General features: G+C 63.3%; 18 protein-coding genes. 2 read left to right on the top strand and 16 right to left on the bottom strand.

Annotated features, from left to right (window positions below; translation table 11 throughout):
- Positions 1-23 precede the first annotated feature (23 nt).
- Positions 24-1,145: an alpha/beta fold hydrolase gene (locus ABGM93_RS16540; protein ID WP_321501331.1), complete on the top strand. Its 1,122-nt coding sequence runs from the start codon at positions 24-26 to the stop codon at positions 1,143-1,145.
- A 21-nt stretch (positions 1,146-1,166) separates the two neighbouring features.
- On the opposite strand, the gene ABGM93_RS16535 is transcribed toward ABGM93_RS16540, so the two are convergent.
- From ABGM93_RS16535 to ABGM93_RS16475, 13 genes are all read right to left on the bottom strand, one after another.
- Positions 1,167-2,573: an FAD-dependent oxidoreductase gene (locus ABGM93_RS16535; protein ID WP_321501329.1), complete on the bottom strand. Its 1,407-nt coding sequence runs from the start codon at positions 2,571-2,573 to the stop codon at positions 1,167-1,169.
- A 1-nt stretch (position 2,574) separates the two neighbouring features.
- Positions 2,575-3,189: a cysteine hydrolase gene (locus ABGM93_RS16530; protein WP_321501327.1), complete on the bottom strand. Its 615-nt coding sequence runs from the start codon at positions 3,187-3,189 to the stop codon at positions 2,575-2,577.
- 100 nt (positions 3,190-3,289) lie between these two features.
- On the bottom strand, positions 3,290-5,341 hold the full coding sequence (locus ABGM93_RS16525; protein ID WP_321501325.1) for a hydantoinase/oxoprolinase family protein: 2,052 nt from the start codon (positions 5,339-5,341) through the stop codon (positions 3,290-3,292).
- Positions 5,338-7,077, bottom strand: a complete 1,740-nt coding sequence (locus ABGM93_RS16520; RefSeq protein ID WP_321501323.1) for a hydantoinase B/oxoprolinase family protein — start codon at positions 7,075-7,077, stop codon at positions 5,338-5,340. The genes ABGM93_RS16525 and ABGM93_RS16520 overlap by 4 nt, the downstream gene beginning before the upstream one ends.
- Entirely contained in the window at positions 7,074-7,940 is an 867-nt protein-coding gene (locus ABGM93_RS16515; RefSeq protein WP_321501321.1) for an isocitrate lyase/PEP mutase family protein, read from the bottom strand. Before ABGM93_RS16515 ends, ABGM93_RS16520 begins: the two co-directional genes overlap by 4 nt.
- Positions 7,941-8,098: 158 nt before the next feature.
- Entirely contained in the window at positions 8,099-8,578 is a 480-nt protein-coding gene (locus ABGM93_RS16510; protein WP_321501319.1) for a 3-isopropylmalate dehydratase, read from the bottom strand.
- Positions 8,575-9,852: a 3-isopropylmalate dehydratase large subunit gene (locus ABGM93_RS16505; RefSeq protein ID WP_321501317.1), complete on the bottom strand. Its 1,278-nt coding sequence runs from the start codon at positions 9,850-9,852 to the stop codon at positions 8,575-8,577. The genes ABGM93_RS16510 and ABGM93_RS16505 overlap by 4 nt, the downstream gene beginning before the upstream one ends.
- Complete coding sequence (locus ABGM93_RS16500; protein ID WP_321501315.1) at positions 9,852-10,568, bottom strand: ABC transporter ATP-binding protein; 717 nt, start codon at positions 10,566-10,568, stop codon at positions 9,852-9,854. Before ABGM93_RS16500 ends, ABGM93_RS16505 begins: the two co-directional genes overlap by 1 nt.
- On the bottom strand, positions 10,561-11,307 hold the full coding sequence (locus ABGM93_RS16495; RefSeq protein WP_321501313.1) for an ABC transporter ATP-binding protein: 747 nt from the start codon (positions 11,305-11,307) through the stop codon (positions 10,561-10,563). Before ABGM93_RS16495 ends, ABGM93_RS16500 begins: the two co-directional genes overlap by 8 nt.
- Positions 11,300-12,307, bottom strand: a complete 1,008-nt coding sequence (locus ABGM93_RS16490; protein WP_321501311.1) for a branched-chain amino acid ABC transporter permease — start codon at positions 12,305-12,307, stop codon at positions 11,300-11,302. The genes ABGM93_RS16495 and ABGM93_RS16490 overlap by 8 nt, the downstream gene beginning before the upstream one ends.
- 5 nt (positions 12,308-12,312) lie before the next feature.
- Positions 12,313-13,185, bottom strand: a complete 873-nt coding sequence (locus tag ABGM93_RS16485; RefSeq protein ID WP_319774975.1) for a branched-chain amino acid ABC transporter permease — start codon at positions 13,183-13,185, stop codon at positions 12,313-12,315.
- 101 nt (positions 13,186-13,286) lie between these two features.
- Positions 13,287-14,522 (bottom strand): ABC transporter substrate-binding protein, encoded by a 1,236-nt coding sequence (locus ABGM93_RS16480; protein WP_321501308.1) that lies wholly within the window; start codon positions 14,520-14,522, stop codon positions 13,287-13,289.
- A 76-nt stretch (positions 14,523-14,598) separates the two neighbouring features.
- The gene (locus ABGM93_RS16475) at positions 14,599-15,420 is read right to left on the bottom strand and encodes a GntR family transcriptional regulator (RefSeq protein ID WP_321501306.1); all 822 of its coding nucleotides are present in this window, start codon (positions 15,418-15,420) and stop codon (positions 14,599-14,601) included.
- A 151-nt stretch (positions 15,421-15,571) separates the two neighbouring features.
- On the opposite strand from ABGM93_RS16475, the gene ABGM93_RS16470 reads away from it, so the two are divergent.
- Complete coding sequence (locus ABGM93_RS16470) at positions 15,572-16,135, top strand: tautomerase family protein (RefSeq protein ID WP_321501304.1); 564 nt, start codon at positions 15,572-15,574, stop codon at positions 16,133-16,135.
- A gap of 95 nt (positions 16,136-16,230) precedes the next feature.
- Here ABGM93_RS16470 and ABGM93_RS16465 read toward each other — a convergent pair whose 3' ends face one another.
- The 3 genes from ABGM93_RS16465 to ABGM93_RS16455 all read right to left on the bottom strand — a co-directional run bounded on the left by ABGM93_RS16465 (position 16,231) and on the right by ABGM93_RS16455 (position 18,399).
- Positions 16,231-16,872: a hypothetical protein gene (locus ABGM93_RS16465; RefSeq protein ID WP_321501302.1), complete on the bottom strand. Its 642-nt coding sequence runs from the start codon at positions 16,870-16,872 to the stop codon at positions 16,231-16,233.
- On the bottom strand, positions 16,869-17,105 hold the full coding sequence (locus ABGM93_RS16460; protein WP_321501301.1) for a hypothetical protein: 237 nt from the start codon (positions 17,103-17,105) through the stop codon (positions 16,869-16,871). Before ABGM93_RS16460 ends, ABGM93_RS16465 begins: the two co-directional genes overlap by 4 nt.
- 439 nt (positions 17,106-17,544) lie before the next feature.
- Entirely contained in the window at positions 17,545-18,399 is an 855-nt protein-coding gene (locus ABGM93_RS16455) for a D-amino-acid transaminase (RefSeq protein ID WP_321501299.1), read from the bottom strand.
- Between the last annotated feature and the right edge of the window lie 52 nt (positions 18,400-18,451).

Raw genomic sequence — 18,451 nt, 5'->3', positions numbered from 1 at the left:
CCGCCCGGGTTGAGGAGAACGTCATGCAACGCGAGATCCCGCTCTACACCACCTCCGGCGTCACCGGCGCCGCGATCACCGAGCATCAGATGGTCACCGACGACATGCTGACGCTCTCCATGCTGCGGTTCTGCAAGAGACCGTGCGACGATGTGGTGGTGATCATCCACGGGCTCACCACCTCCTCCGACATGTTCATCATGCCGGAACATCGCAACCTTGTGACATGGCTGCATGACGAGGGCTTCACCGACGTCTTCACCTTCGATTTCCGCATGTCGAACCGGCATATCTACAATCTGGAACCGCACCGCTATTCCATGGATGACTGCGCGCTCTACGATCATCCCAAAGCCATTGAGACGATCCGGGACCTGGTGGGGGCAGACAAGCGCATCCATGTCATCTGCCACTGCCTCGGCTCCATGTCCTTTGTCATGAGCCTGTTTGCAAAAAAGGTGGAGGTGACGAGCGTCATCGCCAATTCGGTGACGCTGACGCCGAACCCGCCGAAATGGTCGCTCGTCAAGGGACGCATCTTCCCGTTCCTGCTGGAGCGCGTCTTCTCCCTGCCCTATGTGAGCCCGCGCTGGCCGCTCTTTCCCCGTTTCAGCCTGCAACGCCTGTTGAGCGGCGGGGTCTCTCTCTTCCACCGCGAATGCGACGAGCCCGGTTGCCACATGCTGAGCCTGATGTGGGGGACCGGCTGGCCTGCGCTCTACGAGCATGAAAACCTCGCCGCGGTGACCCACCGGCGCGGCGGAGACCTTTATGGCGGCACAAGCCTCAACTATCACCGCCACGTCCTGAAGATGGTGGGGGCGGGAAAGCGGGCGGTGAAGATGTACCCGGACAAGCCCGAACACGCCTCCCTGCCCGACGATTACCTGGAGAACGCGCAGGAGATCGAAACGCCGGTCCTCTTCATGACCGGCCGCAACAACCGTGTCTTCGCCGACAGCAACATCATCACGTATCAGACCTTGAAGGAGATCGCCCCCGGCAACCCGCATGAGCTGTTGATCATCGAAGGCTATGGCCATCAGGACCCGTTCATGGGCGAACGGGTGGCAAGCGAGGTGTTTCCGCAGTTTCTGCCGTTCCTGAAGAAACACGCCGGGCGCGACGGTGCGAAAGCCGCCTGAGAGGTGGCCCCAAAGGAGGGCTCACCCCCTGGCGATCCCGGCCGCGGTCTCGCCCGCCAGATAGCCGAAGGCAATGGCGGTGAGAAGCCCGTTGCCGGAGAGATAGCCCGAGACATCCGGCCCCGACACGCCGCAGGCCGCCCCGCCGCCTGCCAGAAGGTTCGGCAAAGGCTTGCCCTCCCCACCCATCACCCGGGCCCGATCGTCGATCACCAGCCCGCCCTGTGTGTGAAACAGCGCGCCCGTCACCCTGACCGCATAATACGGGCCAACCATCACAGGTTTGCCGGCAAAGCTTCGTCCGAAGGGATCAATCATCTCGCCGCGACGGATTTTCTCCACCTCCTCGAAGGTGTGGGCAAGGGCGTCTGCGGGAAGCCCGGTCGCCTTGGCGAGATCCTCGATGGTCTCTCCTTCGCGGATCGCGCCGACGGAAACCGCATCCATGTAGTCGGGGAAACCCTGGGCGAAGAGATGCAACCGGTCGTCATAGACGTTCCACGCCACGCCTCCGGGCTGGGCGAGCACATTGACCGCCTGTTCGGAATAGCCGCCATTCTCGTTGGAAAAGCGCTTGCCTTCCGTGTTCACCTGAAAGCCGCCCTCCATCATCAGCGCCCAGGAAATCAGGATGCCGTGAGGATGGGCGAGCGAGCCGTGGCCCTGATAGCCGGAAAGGTGCTTGAATTCGCAGCCCAGCGCCTCGCCCCAGAAGATCGCATCGCCCTCGTTGCCCTCATGGCCGTAATAGAGCCCGTCGGCGACGTCGGGAATGTGCTTGCGAACCAGATCGCGATTGCCGCCGAAACCGTTGCAGGAAAGGACCACAGCGCCTGCGCCGATGATCTCGCGCGCGCCGTCCGGCCGCACGATCTCCACCGCCGTGATCCGGTTATCTTCCGCGACATACAGCGTTTGCGCGCGCGCTTCCGTCACAATCGGAATGTCGGCCGCCTCAACGGCGGCCAGCAGACGGGCAAGCAGCGCCGTGCCGGTCTTTTCCGGCACCGTATGCATGCGGAAGCGGGTGTGGCCCGGATAGAGGAAATCATCCAGCACCAGCCATTCCACACGGTGTTTCTCCCCCAGCCACTCCAGCGCAGGACCGATGGTCGTGGCCGCAAGGCGCACAAGCGCCGGATCGGAAAGCCCCTTCGACTTGGCCATCAGATCCGCCTCGAAGCACTCCGGGCTGTCGTCCTCGACGCCGACGGCGCGCTGGTAGCGCGTGGCCGGCGCAGGCACGAACCCCGACGACATGGAGGTGGAGCCCGAAGGCGAGGCATCGCGTTCCACCACGATCACCTCCGCCCCGGCAGCGGCGGCGCGCAAGGCGGCGACGAGACCGCAAGCGCCCCCACCGATCACCAACACCTCGGTTTCGACATCGAGATGCTTTGGCGCCTCGCGCAGAACCCGGGCACTCATGTCACAGGCTCTCGAAAAGCGCCGTCGCCTCGGCACAGGTCATCGGCTTGGCGATGGTGGAGAGATCCGCAATCGATGTCTCGTGCGTCGCCTGCCTGAAGGCGGCACAGCCATCGGTGAGGATCGCGGTGGAGAAATCGCGCACATGCGCATCGCGCAAGGTGGAAGCGACGCCGCCATTGGTGACGATGCCGCAGAAGAACAGCGTGTCGATGCCCGCCTTCTTCAAGACCCATTCCAGCCGCGACATGAAGAAGGCCGAATAGGCGACCTTCTCCACCGAGAGATCGGCGGGCTGCAATTCATCCAGAAGCTGATGCCCCCAGGCGCCGGGGCAGAAATCGCCCTTTGCGAGGAAGGGGCGCAGCTCCTTCAGATGGGGGGAGATGAAAGGCTCGCCGCCCTTGCCCGGCACCAGCGTGAACTGGGTGGAGACGACCCACCCGCCCTTGGCGCGCAGCGCATCGGCCACCGGTTTCACTCTTGCGGGCAGCGCGGCGATGGCCTCCGATTTCGCTCCGCCACGCGCATAGGCGCCATCGGGATGGACGAAGTCGTTTTGCAGATCGACGATGATCAGCGCCGTACGGGCGGGATCGATCTGGTGAAGAGACATGGGAGCGCCTTTCGAAGTGCAGGCTCTTGCGGAAGCCTTGTCATTGTATCGAGAAAGACGGCGACCTCCTCGGGAAATCGCCGCCCCTTTTTTTGCTATCTCATGCGTCCGGCTTGATCACCAGATTGCCGAAGGCATCGACGCTGGCCGTCAGGCCCGGATCGACGAAGATCGTCGTATCGGCCTGTTCCAGAAGCGCGGGGCCTTCGATCGTCGCCCCCACTGCGAGCTGAAGTCGTTCATAGACGCTCGCCTCGTGGAACGCACCGTCCACATAGACCCGGCGCGAGCCGATCCGGCACTCCTTGGCGGGCTTGCCGTCGACGGGGGCAAAGACGCCCATGTCGAGTTCGGGACGCCGTCCCACCACCGCAACGCGATAGTTCATGACGCGCATTGGAATGCCGTCGAGCAGACGCCCGTAGGCCTCCCGGTAGGCCGTCTCGAAGGCGGCGCGGATCGCATCCGTATCGAGAACGCCCGCCGGCATGTCCAGGCTGACGGAAACCGTATGCGTCTGGCCGACATAGAGCATGTCGAACTCGAAGAGACGGTCGATGGTGGAAAAGGCGACGCCCGCGCTGCGCAGGAGCGTTTCCGTTTCGTCCGCCACCGCCTTCATCTCGCGACCAAGGGCTGCGGCATCGATATCGTCGAGCGTACGGTTGACCGTCTGCACCTTGTCGTGGCGCATGTCGGCAACGACGCAGCCAAGCGCCGAGGTCACACCGGGAAACCGCGGGACGAGCGCAGACGCCAATCCCACTTCCTTGATCAGTGCACCCGTGTGAAGCGAGCCGCCGCCGCCGAATGGCATGGCGGAGAACTTCGCCGGGTCATGCCCCTTCTCGATGGAGACGAGACGGATCGCGCCCGCCATCTTGGCGTTGGCGAGTTTCAGGATTGCTTCGGCTGCTTCCTCGATGCCGAGATCGAGCGGCCTGGCGATATGGGTCTCGATGGCCTTGCGCGAGGCATCGATATCGAGCCGCGAGAGCTTGCCGCCAATGGGGCGATCCGGGTTGATGCGCCCCAGAACCACGTTGGCGTCCGTCACCGTGGGACGGTCATTGCCAAGCCCGTAGCAGACGGGGCCGGGATCCGACCCGGCAGATTCCGGGCCGACCTGAAGAAGACCCGACTTGTCGACGGAGGCAATGGAGCCGCCGCCTGCGCCGATGGTCGTGATCTCGATCATCGGGGTGCGAACCACCATGCCGAAATCGATCGAGGTCTGGGCCGCCAGCGCCGCCTCCCCTCCCGCGATCAGCGACACGTCGAAGGAGGTGCCGCCCATGTCGCAGGTGATGATGTTTTCAAAACCGGCCGCCTTGGAAATGGCGGTGGCCGCGATGACGCCCGCAGCCGGGCCGGAAAGCGCGGTGCGCACCGGATACTGCTTGGCCGTGTCCACCGACATCACGCCGCCATTGGATTGAACGATCAGGATGTCGCCTTCAAAGCCCTTGGCCGCCAGCCCCTTCTGAAGCCGGTCCAGATAGGAGGAGACGGCGGGCTGGAGATAGGCATTGAGCGTCGCGGTGGAAAGGCGCTCGAATTCTCGGATTTCCGGCAGGATTTCGGTCGCAGCTGTCACATAGGAATTCGGCCAGACCGAGCGCACGGCTTCCACCGCGCGCCGCTCATTGTCGTTATTGGCATAGCCGTTGATGAAGAAGACGCACACGGCCTCGCAGCCGCTTTCCGCCAGCGCCACAGCCTGCCTCTTCACGTCCGCCTCGTCCACGACCTGAAGAATCGAGCCATCGGCCAGAACGCGCTCGCCCACTTCCACCCGGTCCGGGCGATCAACGACGGGGGTGAAGCTGCCCTTCAGCCCCCACGTGGTGGGACGGTCCCGGCGCCGCATTTCCAGCACATCGCGGAAGCCTTCCGTGGTGATGATGCCGGTGCGGGCGCCTTTTCGCTCCAGAAGCGCATTGGTGCCGACCGTCGTTCCGTGAACGACCGTTGAGATGGTGGAGAAGTCATCGACCTTGCCCGCGATGCCTTCCACGAAGCCCTTGGACTGATCTCCGCGGGTGGAGGGAACCTTGGTCGTCACCACCTTGCCGGTGGTCTCGTCGAGAATGAACACATCGGTGAAGGTACCGCCGACATCGACGCCGATCACATAAGCCGGACCGCTCATTCCGCAGCCTCCTGAGTACGTAGAGTTTGGGTGGCCGCCAGATCGACCGAGCCGTCATCGTTGAGGACCACGGCATAATCGGACAGGGCGTGCTCCTTCGACACGAAGCCCTGGGCAACGTCGCGCACGACCTTTTCCGGATCGCGGCTGTGCGCGTCGCCGTAGCCGCCGCCGCCCGGACTGTCGAGGCGAACGCGCTGACCGCGGTCGAGGCCGATGCCGACGATCTTGGAGACCATCGGCGGCACATGCTCACCGTCATCCTGCTGATAGTGGAAGACGTTCTTCGCGCCCGGCCCGCCGCCGAGGATGCCCGGAGGCGCGAACTTGCCCCGTTCGCCGAAGAGGAAGACATCGGCGTGCTTTTCCAGAAGCTCGATCTCGTAGGTCGCGCCCAGTCCGCCGCGCATTTCGCCCGGACCTCCGGAATCGGGACGAAGCGCCCATTGCGTGAAGCGCACCGGATAGGCGGCCTCCAGAATTTCCAGCGGCGGGATCGTCGCGGTGGAAATCGGCGCATTGCCGTGGTTGAGGCCATCGCCGCCCGCATGCGCGCCGTGGCCGCCACCGAAGAAGGAGAACATCACCCAGCGCCGCCCGTCCTCGCGATGGCCGGCCAGAGACAGCGCGTTGATGGTGCCATAGGCGGGCGCCATCGCGTCCTTGGGCGCAAGCTGGGCCACCGCTTCGAAGACCACGTCGATGAGGCGCATGATGGTCTCGGTGTAGCCGCCCACGGGTTTGGGCGCGGTGACGGAGAGAAGCGAGTCCGGATCGATGCGAAATTCCACGGGCTCCAGAACGCCCGCATTGGCGGGGACATCTCCGAAAATATGCTTCAGCGCCACGTAGCAGGCCGCGATCGCGGTGGAGCGGGAAATGTTGACCGGCCCCATGCAGGCGGGAGACGAGCGGGTGAAATCCATCACCATGGTCTCGCCGTCGATGGTGAGATCGAGGGCGATCTTCAGCGGCGCGTCGGAATTGCCGTCATTGTCGAGGAAGTCTTCCGCCGAGACCGTGCCCGCGGGCAGGCTGGCGATCTGCGCCCGCATCATCTGCGCCGCGCGCGCCTTCAGTTCCACCAGGCATTCGGCAACCGTGGCGTCGGTGTATTCGTCGAGCAGATCGGCCATGCGCTTTTCGCCGAGTTCCAGCGCATTAATCTGGCCGTTCAGATCGCCATAAAGCGACAGCGGCAGCCGGGAATTGGCCGACAGGATATCGACCACGTCCTGACGGAATTCGCCGCCATCATAGAGCTTCACCGGCGGGATCAGCATGCCTTCCTGAAAGCACTCAGTGGCAGCCGGGTTGTAGTTGCCCGGAACGTTGCCGCCCACATCATGCCAGTGGCCGACCGAGGCGAGGAAGCAGAAGACCTTGCCATCGCGGAAAACCGGCTTGACCAGCCGGAAATCGGACAGGTGCGTGCCGCCCTCATAAGGATCGTTGAAGATCCAGACATCGCCTTCCTTGACGCCGCCCTGCTTGGCGGCCTTGTCGATGACCGCCTTCACGGCAAAGGCCATCACACCGACAAAGATCGGCAGGCCGGACTTGCCCTGCACCAGCGTCTCGCCGGTCCGCGCATCATAGATGCCATGCGAGGCGTCATGGGCCTCGGCGATGATCGGGTTGAAGGCGGAGCGGAACAGCGTCGCGTCCATCTCGTCGGCGATCTGCTCAAGACGCCCCTTCAGGATCGCCAGGGTTACGGGATCAATACTCATCACTCACCCTCTCCATCGTACTTCTTGCCGCTCGCGAGCAGATCGGGCGTGCCGATGACGTCGTTCAGACCGGCAAAGTCGAACATGTTTTCGCGGAACCGCTCGTTTGAACCGTTTGCGATCAGGTTGGCGTAATAGCTCTGCGCGGTCTTCGCGATGGCGCGCACGATGCCGCCGGGGAAGATCACGAGAGAGAACCCGAGCCGCTCCAGATCGCCCGCATTGACAATGGGCGTCTTGCCGCCTTCCACCATGTTGGCCATGAGCGGCACACGCCCCTTGAAGCGCTTCAGGATTTCCCCGATCTGCTCCATGGACTGCGGCGCTTCGATGAACAGAAGGTCGGCGCCCGCTTCCGTGTAAGCCTCCGCGCGCTCCATCGCCGCCTCGAACCCTTCCACCGCAATGGCGTCGGTGCGCCCGATGATGAGCGTTTCCTCGCTCGCGCGCGCATCGCAGGCGGCGCGGATCTTGCCGACCATTTCAGCGCTCGGCACCACGCTCTTGCCCGCCAGATGGCCGCAGCGTTTGGGCATGGTCTGGTCTTCAAGCTGCAGGGCATTCGCGCCCATGCGCTCGAACGTGCGCACCGTGCGCTGGACGTTCAGCGCATTGCCGAAGCCGTTATCCGCATCCACCACGATGGGAAGCGAAATCCGGTCACGCAGCAATGCGATCGTGTCGGCAACCTCACTCATGGAGACCAGGCCGATATCCGAGCGACCGAGCCGGGTATAGGCGATCGAGGCCCCGGAGAGATAAACCGCTTCTGCCCCCGACTGCTCGGCGATCAGGCCGGAAAGGGCGTCAAATACACCTGGTGCGAGAAGGATGCCGTCCTCGCTTAGCCGTCGTTTGAGGCTCATGAGCCTGCCTCCTTGTGAACCGGTCTTGATGGGCAGCCGGTCATCTTTCCAATATTAGAGCCGGGTCACGACGTGACCGGCCCGGGCGCGGAGCCGGGGCATGTTTTGTTTCGGGTTTCCGCCTGAAGACGGAGCGCCCCGAGTCCGCGTATTCGAAATCAGCGAGCCGCAAACCTCTTCTTCAGGTGCGGCACCAGCCCGCCATCGGCGAGCATGATCTTCAGGTTTTCCGGCAGCGGCTGGAGCTTGACGACCCGCGATCCGAGCCGCAGCTCGCCCGCCTCGACATCGAGGTCCGCCTCTGCGCCGTCCTCCACCCCATCGAGATCATCGCCGACCAGAACCGGCAGGCCGAGATTGATCGCGTTGCGATAGAAGATGCCCGCAAAGGAGCGCGCCACGACCCCCGCCACACCCAGCCGTTTCAGGGCCTCGGCTGCCTGTTCGCGCGAGGAGCCCATGCCGAAGTTCGTGCCCGCCACGACCATGTCACCGGGTTTCACCGTTGAGGCGAAATCGGGCCGCGTCGCCTCAAGGCAGTGGGCCGCAATCGCCTCGATGCCGCCCTTCATGTAGGCACCGGGGGCCAGTTGGTCGGTGTCGATGTCGTTGCCGAGAAGAAAGATGCGTCCACTCATGAGCGGGAGCCTCCTTCAAGGAAGGGCCGCGGATCGCTGATCCGGCCCGTGATGGCGGAAGCCGCCACGGTAAGTGGCGAACCGAGCCAGACCTGTGAGGAATTGGCTCCCATGCGTCCCTTGAAATTGCGGGCCGTTGAGGAAATGGCGGTGACGTCCTCGCCGAGCCTTGCGGTGCCATAGCCGGCACAGATCCCGCAGGCATTGGGCAGGATGCGGGCGCCCGCCTCCTCGAAGACGGCCATGATGCCTTCTTCCGCCGCCCGGTCCTGATCGCGCCGCGAGGACGGGGCGACCATCAGCTCCACGCCCGAAGCCAGTTTGCGCCCCTTCAGGATCCGGGCCGCGCCCTTCAGATCCTCGTATTTCGCGCCCGTGCAGGCCCCGATATAGGCGACACTGATTTCGGTCTCCTCGATCTCGGTAACCGGGGCGGCATTGGCGGGCGAATGGGGGGCCGCCACCTGAGGCGCGAGCGTTGCCGCATCGAAGACGTGATGGGCCATGAGCGGCGCGTCCGCGTCCGTCTTCAGGCCCTGCCAGTCGCCCGCATCGCCGCCAACGGAGGCCAGGAAGGCGGCCGTCGTCTCGTCCGGCTCGATGAGCCCGGCCTGACCGCCAAGTTCCGCCGCCATGTTGGAAAGCGTCATGCGCTCCTGCATGGAAAGCGCGGCAATCGCCTCACCGGTATATTGAACCGCCTGATACTTGCCGCCATCCATGCCGAGTTTGCCGCACAGCGCCAGCATGATGTCCTTGGCGAGAACGCCGGGCGAAAGCCGGTTTGTCCATTCGATCAGGATTGTCTCGGGAACCTTCAGCCAGATCTCGCCGGTCGCCAGAACGCCCGCCATTTCGGTTGCCCCGATGCCGAACATATAGGCCCCGAAGGCCCCGCCGGTGGGGGAATGGCTGTCGCCGCCCACAACGAGCTGGCCGGGCTTCAGCCGCCCGCTTTCCGGCAACACCACATGGCAGATGCCGATCCCGTCGTAGAAAGCGACCTTGCGCTCAACCGCCCAGGCACGGGTGAGGTCCAGAATGCGCGCGCCTTCGTCCGTATCGCCGGGCACGAAATGATCGGAGATCAGCACCACTTTGGAGGCGTCCCAAAGGCCGACGCCGAGATCCTTCAAGATCGGTTCGACCCGGCGCGGCCCGCCGGAATCGTGGATCATGGCGAGATCCACGGCGACGGTGACAACCTCGCCCGGTGTGACCGTTTCCCGACCCGCCGCGCGCGCGATGATTTTCTGTGCGAGCGTCGTTGCCATCACACCAGCCCCAGATAGGAACGCTGCAATTCCGGATCGTCCATCAGCTCCGCCGGTTTGCCGGAAAGCGTGATCGCGCCGTTTTCCATCACGAAGGCGCGCGAGGCGATCTCCATGGATTGCAACACGTTCTGCTCCACGAGCAGGATCGTCAGTCCCTCCGCGTTGAGCTTGGTGATGAGGTCGAACATTTCCTCAACCAACAGCGGCGAGAGGCCGATGCTGGGTTCATCCAGAATGAGCAGTTCCGGCTCCGCCATCATGCCGCGCCCGATGGCGAGCATCTGTTGTTCGCCGCCGGAAAGGGTGCCCGCCTTCTGGCTCTGGCGTTCCGCCAGGCGCGGGAAGACCTCGTAGACATGCGCGATGTTGGCCGCACGGTTCTTGCGCGCACGCCGATAGGAGCCGAGTTCCAGGTTTTCGCGGACGCTGAGATTGGGGAAGATGTGACGGCCTTCCGGCACATGGATGATGCCGCGGTCGATGATTTCGCCCGCCGACAACTTGCCGATCTCCTGCCCCTTGAAGGTGACAGACCCCGCCCATGCCGGGTTGAGCCCGGTCAGTATGGAGGACAACGTCGTCTTGCCGACGCCGTTGGAGCCCAGAAGCGCGACGATCTCGCCGGCCTCGATATCGAAATCGACGCCGCGCAGCACTTCCACCGCGCCATAACCGCCGCGAAGACCGGAAACCTTGAGGAACGGATCAGCCATTGCTCTTCGCCCTCTGTGCAATGCGTTCGGCCATGCCCTTGCCGAGATAGGCCTCGATCACCTGGGGATCGCTGACAACGTCCTTCGGTACGCCTTCGGCAATGAGAGCGCCCTGATTGAGAACCCATGTGTATTCAGACAGGCTCATCACGGCCTGCATCACGTGTTCGATCAGCAGGATCGTGATGCCGCGCTCCTTGAGCGCCAGGATCACCGGAATGACATCGCGGATTTCGGACGGATTGAGCCCGGCCAGAACCTCATCGAACAGGATCAGCTTCGGGTCGGTGGCCAATGCGCGGGCAACCTCCAGCCGTTTGCGGCCCGCAACCGTGAGCGAGGCGGCATCCATGTCGAGCCGGTCGCCCAGCCCCACCTCAATCGCCACCGCATCCGCCTTGGCCAGAGCCTCACGGCGCGACCGGATGCGCAAATGCGCGCCGACCGCGATGTTCTCGCGCACGGTCTGCCCGGCGAAGGGCTGAACCACCTGAAAGGTGCGGATCATGCCGCGCGCAGCGATCTCTTCCGGCGCGATGCCGGTAATGTCCTGACCGAGGAACCTGATGGACCCGGAATCGGGCCTCAAAAAGCCAGTGATCTGGGCAAAGAGCGTGGTCTTGCCCGCCCCGTTGGGCCCGATCAGCGAGGTGATCTTGCCTTCCGGCACCGCCAGCGAAACATCGCGCGAAGCGCGCACGCCGCCAAAGGCCTTGCTGATGTGGGAAACCTCAAGCATTGGCGGCCTCCCCGGTCTTGTCTTCCGCTGCAACCGACGCGGCCTTTGGCGCGGGCTTCGCCTTGGCTCGGCCAAGCGAGAAGAGGCCTGCCAGCCCGCGCGGCATGAACAACACCATGATCACCAGCAGCGTGCCGTAGAGCACCAGCGAGATGCCCGGAACATCGCCGATCAGATCGCGGGAGAGTTCCGAAATCCCGTGCAGCACGACCGCGCCCAGAAGGGGGCCGAACAGTGTGCCGATCCCACCGATGATCGGCACCAGAAGGCTCTCGATGGAGATGGCCGGGCCATAGGCGATATAGGGATCGAGATAGAGGAAATACTGCGCGTAGAAGACACCGGCGAGGCCCGAGAAGAAGCCCGACAGCATGATCGCGCGCATCTTCACCCCATAGGCCGCGACGCCCAGCGCGCGCGCCGCATCCTCGTTGTCGCGCACGGCCATGAGCTGCGCGCCGAAACGCGAATTGCCCATCCACCACGCAACCAGAAATGCCGCCAGCGTCATCGCCCACAGGATCCAGTAGTAACTGGCCTTGTCGGCGAATTGCAGATTGGAGGCTGTCTGCTCAAGCGGGATCAGAATGCCGACGCCCGCGCCGGTGATCTCCACGGAGTTGGAGAGAATGCGCAGCACCTCGGCGAAGGCGAGCGTGACCAGCGCGAAATACGATCCGCGCAGACCATAGCGAAACGTCGAATAGCCGATGATCACGGCGACCACGACCGCCGCCAGACCGCCCGCGATCAGCCCGATCCATGGATTGATCCCGAACTGGACCTGAAGGACCGCAACCGTATAGGCGCCGGTTCCGAAAAAGGCGGCATGGCCGAAGGAGAACTGCCCACCGAAACCGCCCAGCATGTTCCACGCCTGACCAAGCAGGGCGGAATAGAGGATCAGAATGGCGAGGTTCATCCAGACATCGGAGACGAGAACAAACGGCATGGCCGCAAGCCCTGCGAAGATGACGGCAAGGAGGGATAGCGTACGCATCGCTTTCAGACCTTGTGCCCAAGCAGACCCGAGGGCCTGAAGATGAGGACGAGGATGAAGATCGCGAAGATGCCGATCTGGCCGAGGCTTTCACCCAGGAACAGACCGCTCAACGCCTCCACCACGCCGATGAACAGACCGCCGATCAGCGCGCCGATGAAAGAACCCATGCCGCCAAGCACCACCACGGTGAAGGCGATCAGCACGAAGCCCTGCCCCACCTGCGGGTTCACGTAATAGCTGGGCATCAAGAGGCAGGCCGCCACGCCGAGGCAGGCAATGCCGAGACCGAAGCTCATGGCGAAGACATGCTCGGCATTGATGCCGACCAGCGTCGCGCCCTTGCGCTCCTTGGCAAGCGCGCGGATCGCGCGGCCGAGATCGGTGCGCGACATCAAAAGCCACAGGAGCCCGGCGGTGATGAACGCGCCCACAAAGGCGATCACCTTCGGCTGCGGCAGGAATGCGCCAAAGATCTCCACCACCTCGAAGGAATAGGGCGTGTCGATGATGCGCGTGTCCGACTTGAAGAAGAACAGCGACAGGTTCTCGATCACGATGGACAGGCCAAGCGTGACGAGCAGGATGTTCTCGTCGCGGCCATGACCGGCGCGCCCGATGATGCCGCGCTGCAGGGCATAGCCGAGCGCGAACATGGCGGGGGGAACGATGAGGAGGCAGACGTAAGGGTCGATCCCGAACCGCGTGTTCAGATAGAACACGGCGTAGAGCCCCAGCATCAGCAGTGCGCCATGCGCGAAATTGATGATGTGCAGCACCCCGTAGATGAGGGTGAGCCCGAGGGCCACAAGCGCATAGAGAGCACCCGTGGTCAGTCCGTTGAGGACAGAAGGTATGATGATCGCGAGGTCCGGCATAACGCTCACAAGGTTTGAAAAGTGCCGGACGGCGGCGCACCGCCGCCCGGCTCAGATCGATGGGACCTTATTGTTCTCTAACCCGTATTCCCGTGGTGTTTTTATTTCATCGGGAAGACAGGGGCCGCCGAAGCGAACTCCTGTGGGAAGATCACCTCGATTTCTCCGTCGAGGACCTGCGTATTGACCGGCTGGGCATTGACGTTCTGCCCGTTGATCATCTTTGTCGGACCATAGGGCATGAAGGACATGTCCACGGTGGAGGCCGCCAGAGCCGCGTTGACAGCTTCCTTGTCGGTGGTGCCCGCCTGCTCGTAGGCATCGGCAAGGGCCAGCACGGCGTTGTAGGCAAGGAACACCTCGTAGGTGTAGATCAGCCCCTTGGCCTCGGCCGCCTTCTTGCGCGAAAGCGCAATCTCGGACTTCGGATTGAACCAGTGATTGCAATCCATGATGCCTTCGGCGGCTTCCGGGAACTCATTCACGAACTTGTAGTTCGACGCGGCCCCGCCCAGCACCGAATAGATGCCCTTGGCCTCGATACGCTGCTGACGCATGGTGCGCGCGAGCAGCACATATTCGTTGTAGTAGTTGGCCGGAATGATCAGATCCGGCTTCTTGGCCTTGAGCTGCAAAACGATATTGGTGAAGTCGCGTGTCGGATTGGCATGCTTGATGACATCCAGCACCTCGATGCCGACGCCGGGAAGTTCCTTCTGCAGAAGGTTCGCCGTGCCGGTGCCGAAGAGGGATTCCTCGTGAATGATCATCGCCGTCTTCGCCGGCGCATCGCTCATGCTGTTGATGGCGGCGAGGTTCTTCACCGCGAACTGCGCGATCGCGCCATACCCCGGACCAAAGCGGAACGTGTTCTTCAGGCCGCGATCGACGATCTTGTCGGAGACGCCCACATCGACGACATGCGGGGTCATCGACTTGGCCGCTTCCTGCGAGGTGGCCAGCGAAATGGCCGAGGAGTAGCCCGCCACGATGCCGTCGACGCCGCCTTCCACCATCTTGGTGACTTCGGATGCGCCAAGCTCGGGCTTGCCCTGGCTGTCGCCCAGCATGGCTTCAAGCTTGGCACCGCCAAGCGACTTGATGCCGCCAGCGGCATTGATGTCGGCGATGGCCATCTGCGCACCTTCACGACACTGGGTGCCGGAGAACGCGATGAAGCCGGAAACCGGATGGATCAGACCGACCTTGACGGAAGTGGGCTGTGCACGCAGCACCGCCGGAAAGCCGGTCACGCCGAGACCGAGTGCCGCCGCACCGGTCACAAGGAATTCACGACGGCCGAGGCCGCCCTTACGCTCACGCTTCTTGTCAGTCATGCTGACCTCCCGATTTTAGAACCAACTGGCCCTGAGAACCTTGCGGCTCCCGTCTCCCGGTATTCCCTCTGGTTTGTTATCCGTCAGCAGCCGGAACTCCTGACGAGGTTAGCGCAGCCCACCGCATGCCTTCTTTTTCGCGCACCCGGCGCATGGACATGTCGAAGCGGTAGACATCCGGGCGATAAAGCACCCGGAGATATTCGACCGGCCTGCCGGAGACGTCCCGCACCACGCGAAGCACCTCAAGAAGCGGCGAGCCGACCTGAATGGAAAGAGCATTGGCGACCGCGGTATCGGCTACGACCGCCGAAACCTGCTGGCGCGCCGAGGCAACCTCGATACCCGCGCCCTCAAGCAGCCTGAGCAGGGGCTGTTCGTCGAGATCCTCGCGCCCAAAATGCTGGCCGATATCACCCGGCACATAGGTGGTCAGATGGGACATGGGCTCGCCATCGAGCCAGCGCACACGCACCGCATGCTGAACGTCCGCGCCCGCCGCGATCTCCAGCGCATGCGCCACATCCTCATTGGCCGGGACGTGACCGAATTCCAGAACCCGAGCCTGCGTGGCCGTGCCCATCAGCGTGACGTTTTCCAGCCAGCCCTCGATGGACGACGCCACCGCCGGGGCCGGCGGGCGATGGATGACCCGCGTCCCGCGTCCGCGTTCGCGCACCACCAGCCCGGCCTCCGCCAGCTCGTTCAGCGCGCGCTTCGCAGTGATCCGCGAGACATTGAATTCGACCGCCAGATCCTGCTCTCCGGGCACGAGATTTCCCGAAGCGATCTCGCCACCATAGATACGATTACGTAAGATGAGGAAGATCTGGTGATAAAGCGGCAGGCGTGACTCAGGGTTCAAAAGGGCGACCGAACGCCCCTTTACGGCAGCCACACGCTGTCCGCCCCTTGTCTGACCTGTTTCCCGCTTGTCCGACACTATTCCCCCCGCGCGTTCCTGCGCTCTTCACGATCTAATGGATTATGTTTATACCATTATGTCAACTCTATTTCGCTGACCCTGCGTGAAAAAGTGAGATCGCCCCTTGCCCATCATCCGAATGACCCTGATCGAAGGCTATGACGACGCCACCCGCCAGAAGCTGGCAACCCGCCTGACGGACGCGGTGCGCGCAACCATTGCCGCCCCGCTCGACGGCATCACCATCGCCATCGAGGAGGTCAAACCGTCGAGCTACATGCGCGGGCGCAGTGCCCGTGCCCCCGGAAAGCCGGTTGCCGGGGGCGCGGAGATCGTGCGCGACTACCTGCAAAGGATGGAAGCGCGCGACCTGGCGGGGGCCGAGGCCCTGCTGGCGGACGGTTTCCGAATGACCTTTCCCGGTGGCGCCTCCTTCGGCGCGTTGCAGGAACTGATCGACTGGTCGAAGACCCGGTACCGCTTCGTGAAGAAGACCTACGAAGCCTTTGATGAGGCCTTCGGCGAAGCGGGCATGGTGGTCTATTGCTTCGGCACACTTTCCGGCGAATGGCTGGACGGCACGCCCTTTTCCGGCATCCGCTTCATTGACCGTTTCGAGGTGCGCGAGGGAAAGCTCACCGACCAGAAGGTCTGGAACGATCTGGCCGAAGCCACCAGGACCGACTAGCGGGCCTTCGGGCAGGCGAACCGGAGCGCCGAAGCGCCTTCAGCCTGCCCACCTGCCAGCCTGCCCACCTACCTGGCGGGAACGACCGCCCCCGCCTAGTGGGCGGGGGCGGCGTGGTTGTCGCAACCGCGATACCGGATCCTGCGCCCGAAGGCTTGCAAGGTCGTATCCGGTCGCCCGCGCCAGCTCGCCGCCAGAACACCGCCCACATGGGCGGCGGCCACGCTTGCCCCTTGCACCCCCGGCGCCTCCGGTGCGATCACGCAGGCCCCGTAACGTGCCCCCGGCAGGCCAAGCTGGGAAAGCTCCGACGGCTTGCACCGCGCATCGCCCTGAACAGAGAGCACATCCGCATAAGCGGCCGGATAGATCTTCTCCCCATGCACGGGCGAAGAGGCGACAAACAGGGTGCCCGCCGCCTGAAGGGCCGAAATGCGCATTTCCAGTTCAAGCGAGGATCGCGCCAGCCCGAAGGAGCACAAGACGATTTCCGGCGGATCTTGCGCAATCCACTCCAACGCATCGCAGAGACAGGAAACCGAGGTTGCCAGACGCCCGGGAAACACGATTGCATTGATGAATTCAACGTCGGGCGCATGCCGAAGGATCGTCGTGGCCATTGCAAGGGCATGGGCGCATGCCGCGGTCGCACCGTCCGCCTTGATAAATCGCTTTTGTGCACAAAGAGCTGGGTAGGAAACAGGAAGAGGTCCGTCGAGAAGGGCTACTCGCGTCATCGCGTATCCCCTTTCGTTTTGCCTACGAGGAATTCGACGATGCTGTCGACACCGGCCTGGGACAGGCTTGCCGTCGGCACACGCACCGCGAAGGGCTGGACGGTTCTGCAGGACTGCGCCCGCGCACCGAGATCCACTGGCAGCCATGACGCGGACGCATCGAAGGCTGCCAGCGCCGCGCGGGCCTGCAGACCAAACCGCTTTTCCGGTTCAACGAACTGCAACGCTGCCATGACAGCCTCCTTTCCTATTCGGGCCGGACAAGGCTGGCGAAGTCCTCGCCGTCCATCCGGCAGGGTTTATCTCTTCCGCTTTGCGCCAAACCCCACGGAAGCTGACAGGACCACAAGGAACAAGCTCCGCAGGCAGACGCCTATTCGGAATATTTTATCACCGGAACGGCGTCTTGCCGCGGGTGAACCTGCGGCAGCGACGATTTGACAACATTGCCGGGCGAAGGGAGATGTTTCGGCAGGCTGCGCAATGCTGGAGACCGACGCCTCGAAGCAGGAAACCTTCTGAAATCACACGGAAAACGACAGCCGCGCCCCGGATCGCCGCACAGGGCGCGATGATCAACTGGACCCGGACATGAAAAAGACGGCGCGGTTCCCCGCGCCGTCTTTTTTGTTTGGGAATGCCATACGGGCAGAAAAACCGCCCGCCACATGATCAGATCGCAGCTGCCCGGCTCGTCTCGATATAGATCTCGCGCAGACGCTGGGCCACAGGCCCCGGCTTGCCGTCGCCGATGGCAACGCCATCGATCTCGATCACCGGATTGACGAAGCCTGTCGCTGACGTGGAGAAGGCCTCCGCGGCGGCTTGCGCCTCTGCCACTGTGAAGGCGCGCTCTTCGACGGACACGCCAAGCTCTTCCGCGCATTTCAAGACGGCGGTACGGGTGATGCCCGCAAGAATGTCGGAGGAAATACTGCGGGTGACGATGGTGCCATCGCCCTGCACGATATAGGCGTTGTTGGAGGAGCCTTCGGTAACCAGCCCATCCAGCACCATCCATACATCGTCCGCGCCCCGGGCCTTGGCCTCGTTCTTGACGAGGGACGCCCACAGGAGTTGCACGGTCTTGATGTCACAGCGGCGCCAGCGCAGATCGTCGGCGGTCACGACCTTCTGCCCGCGCTTGGCCAACGCATTCTCGACCAACGTCTTTTCCTGCGTGAACAGAACGACTGTCGGCGGCACGTCCTTGGCAGGGAACAGAAAATCGCGATCCGCCGCACCGCGCGAAATCTGCAGATAGACGAGACCTTCCGTAACCGCATTGCGGCTCACCAGTTCACGGTGAACTGCCAGCAAATCCTCATCCGACATCGGAAAGGACATCCCCAGCGCGTCGAGCGAGCGATGGAGCCGTGCCGTGTGGCCCGGAAAGTCGATCAGCTTGCCGTCGAGGACCGACGTCACTTCATAAATGGCATCGCCAAACAGGAAACCGCGGTCGAAGATCGAAACCGTCGCTTCGTCTTCCGGCACGTAGTTGCCATTCACATAGACCGTACGCATTCAAAAACCTCTGTAATCGAGAGAAGGCGGGACGTGGGAACGTCCCGTCGTG

Origin of the sequence: Breoghania sp., from assembly GCF_963674635.1 — a bacterium.
Lineage (GTDB): Bacteria > Pseudomonadota > Alphaproteobacteria > Rhizobiales > Stappiaceae > Breoghania.
This window is presented reverse-complemented; position numbering and strand designations above follow the sequence as displayed.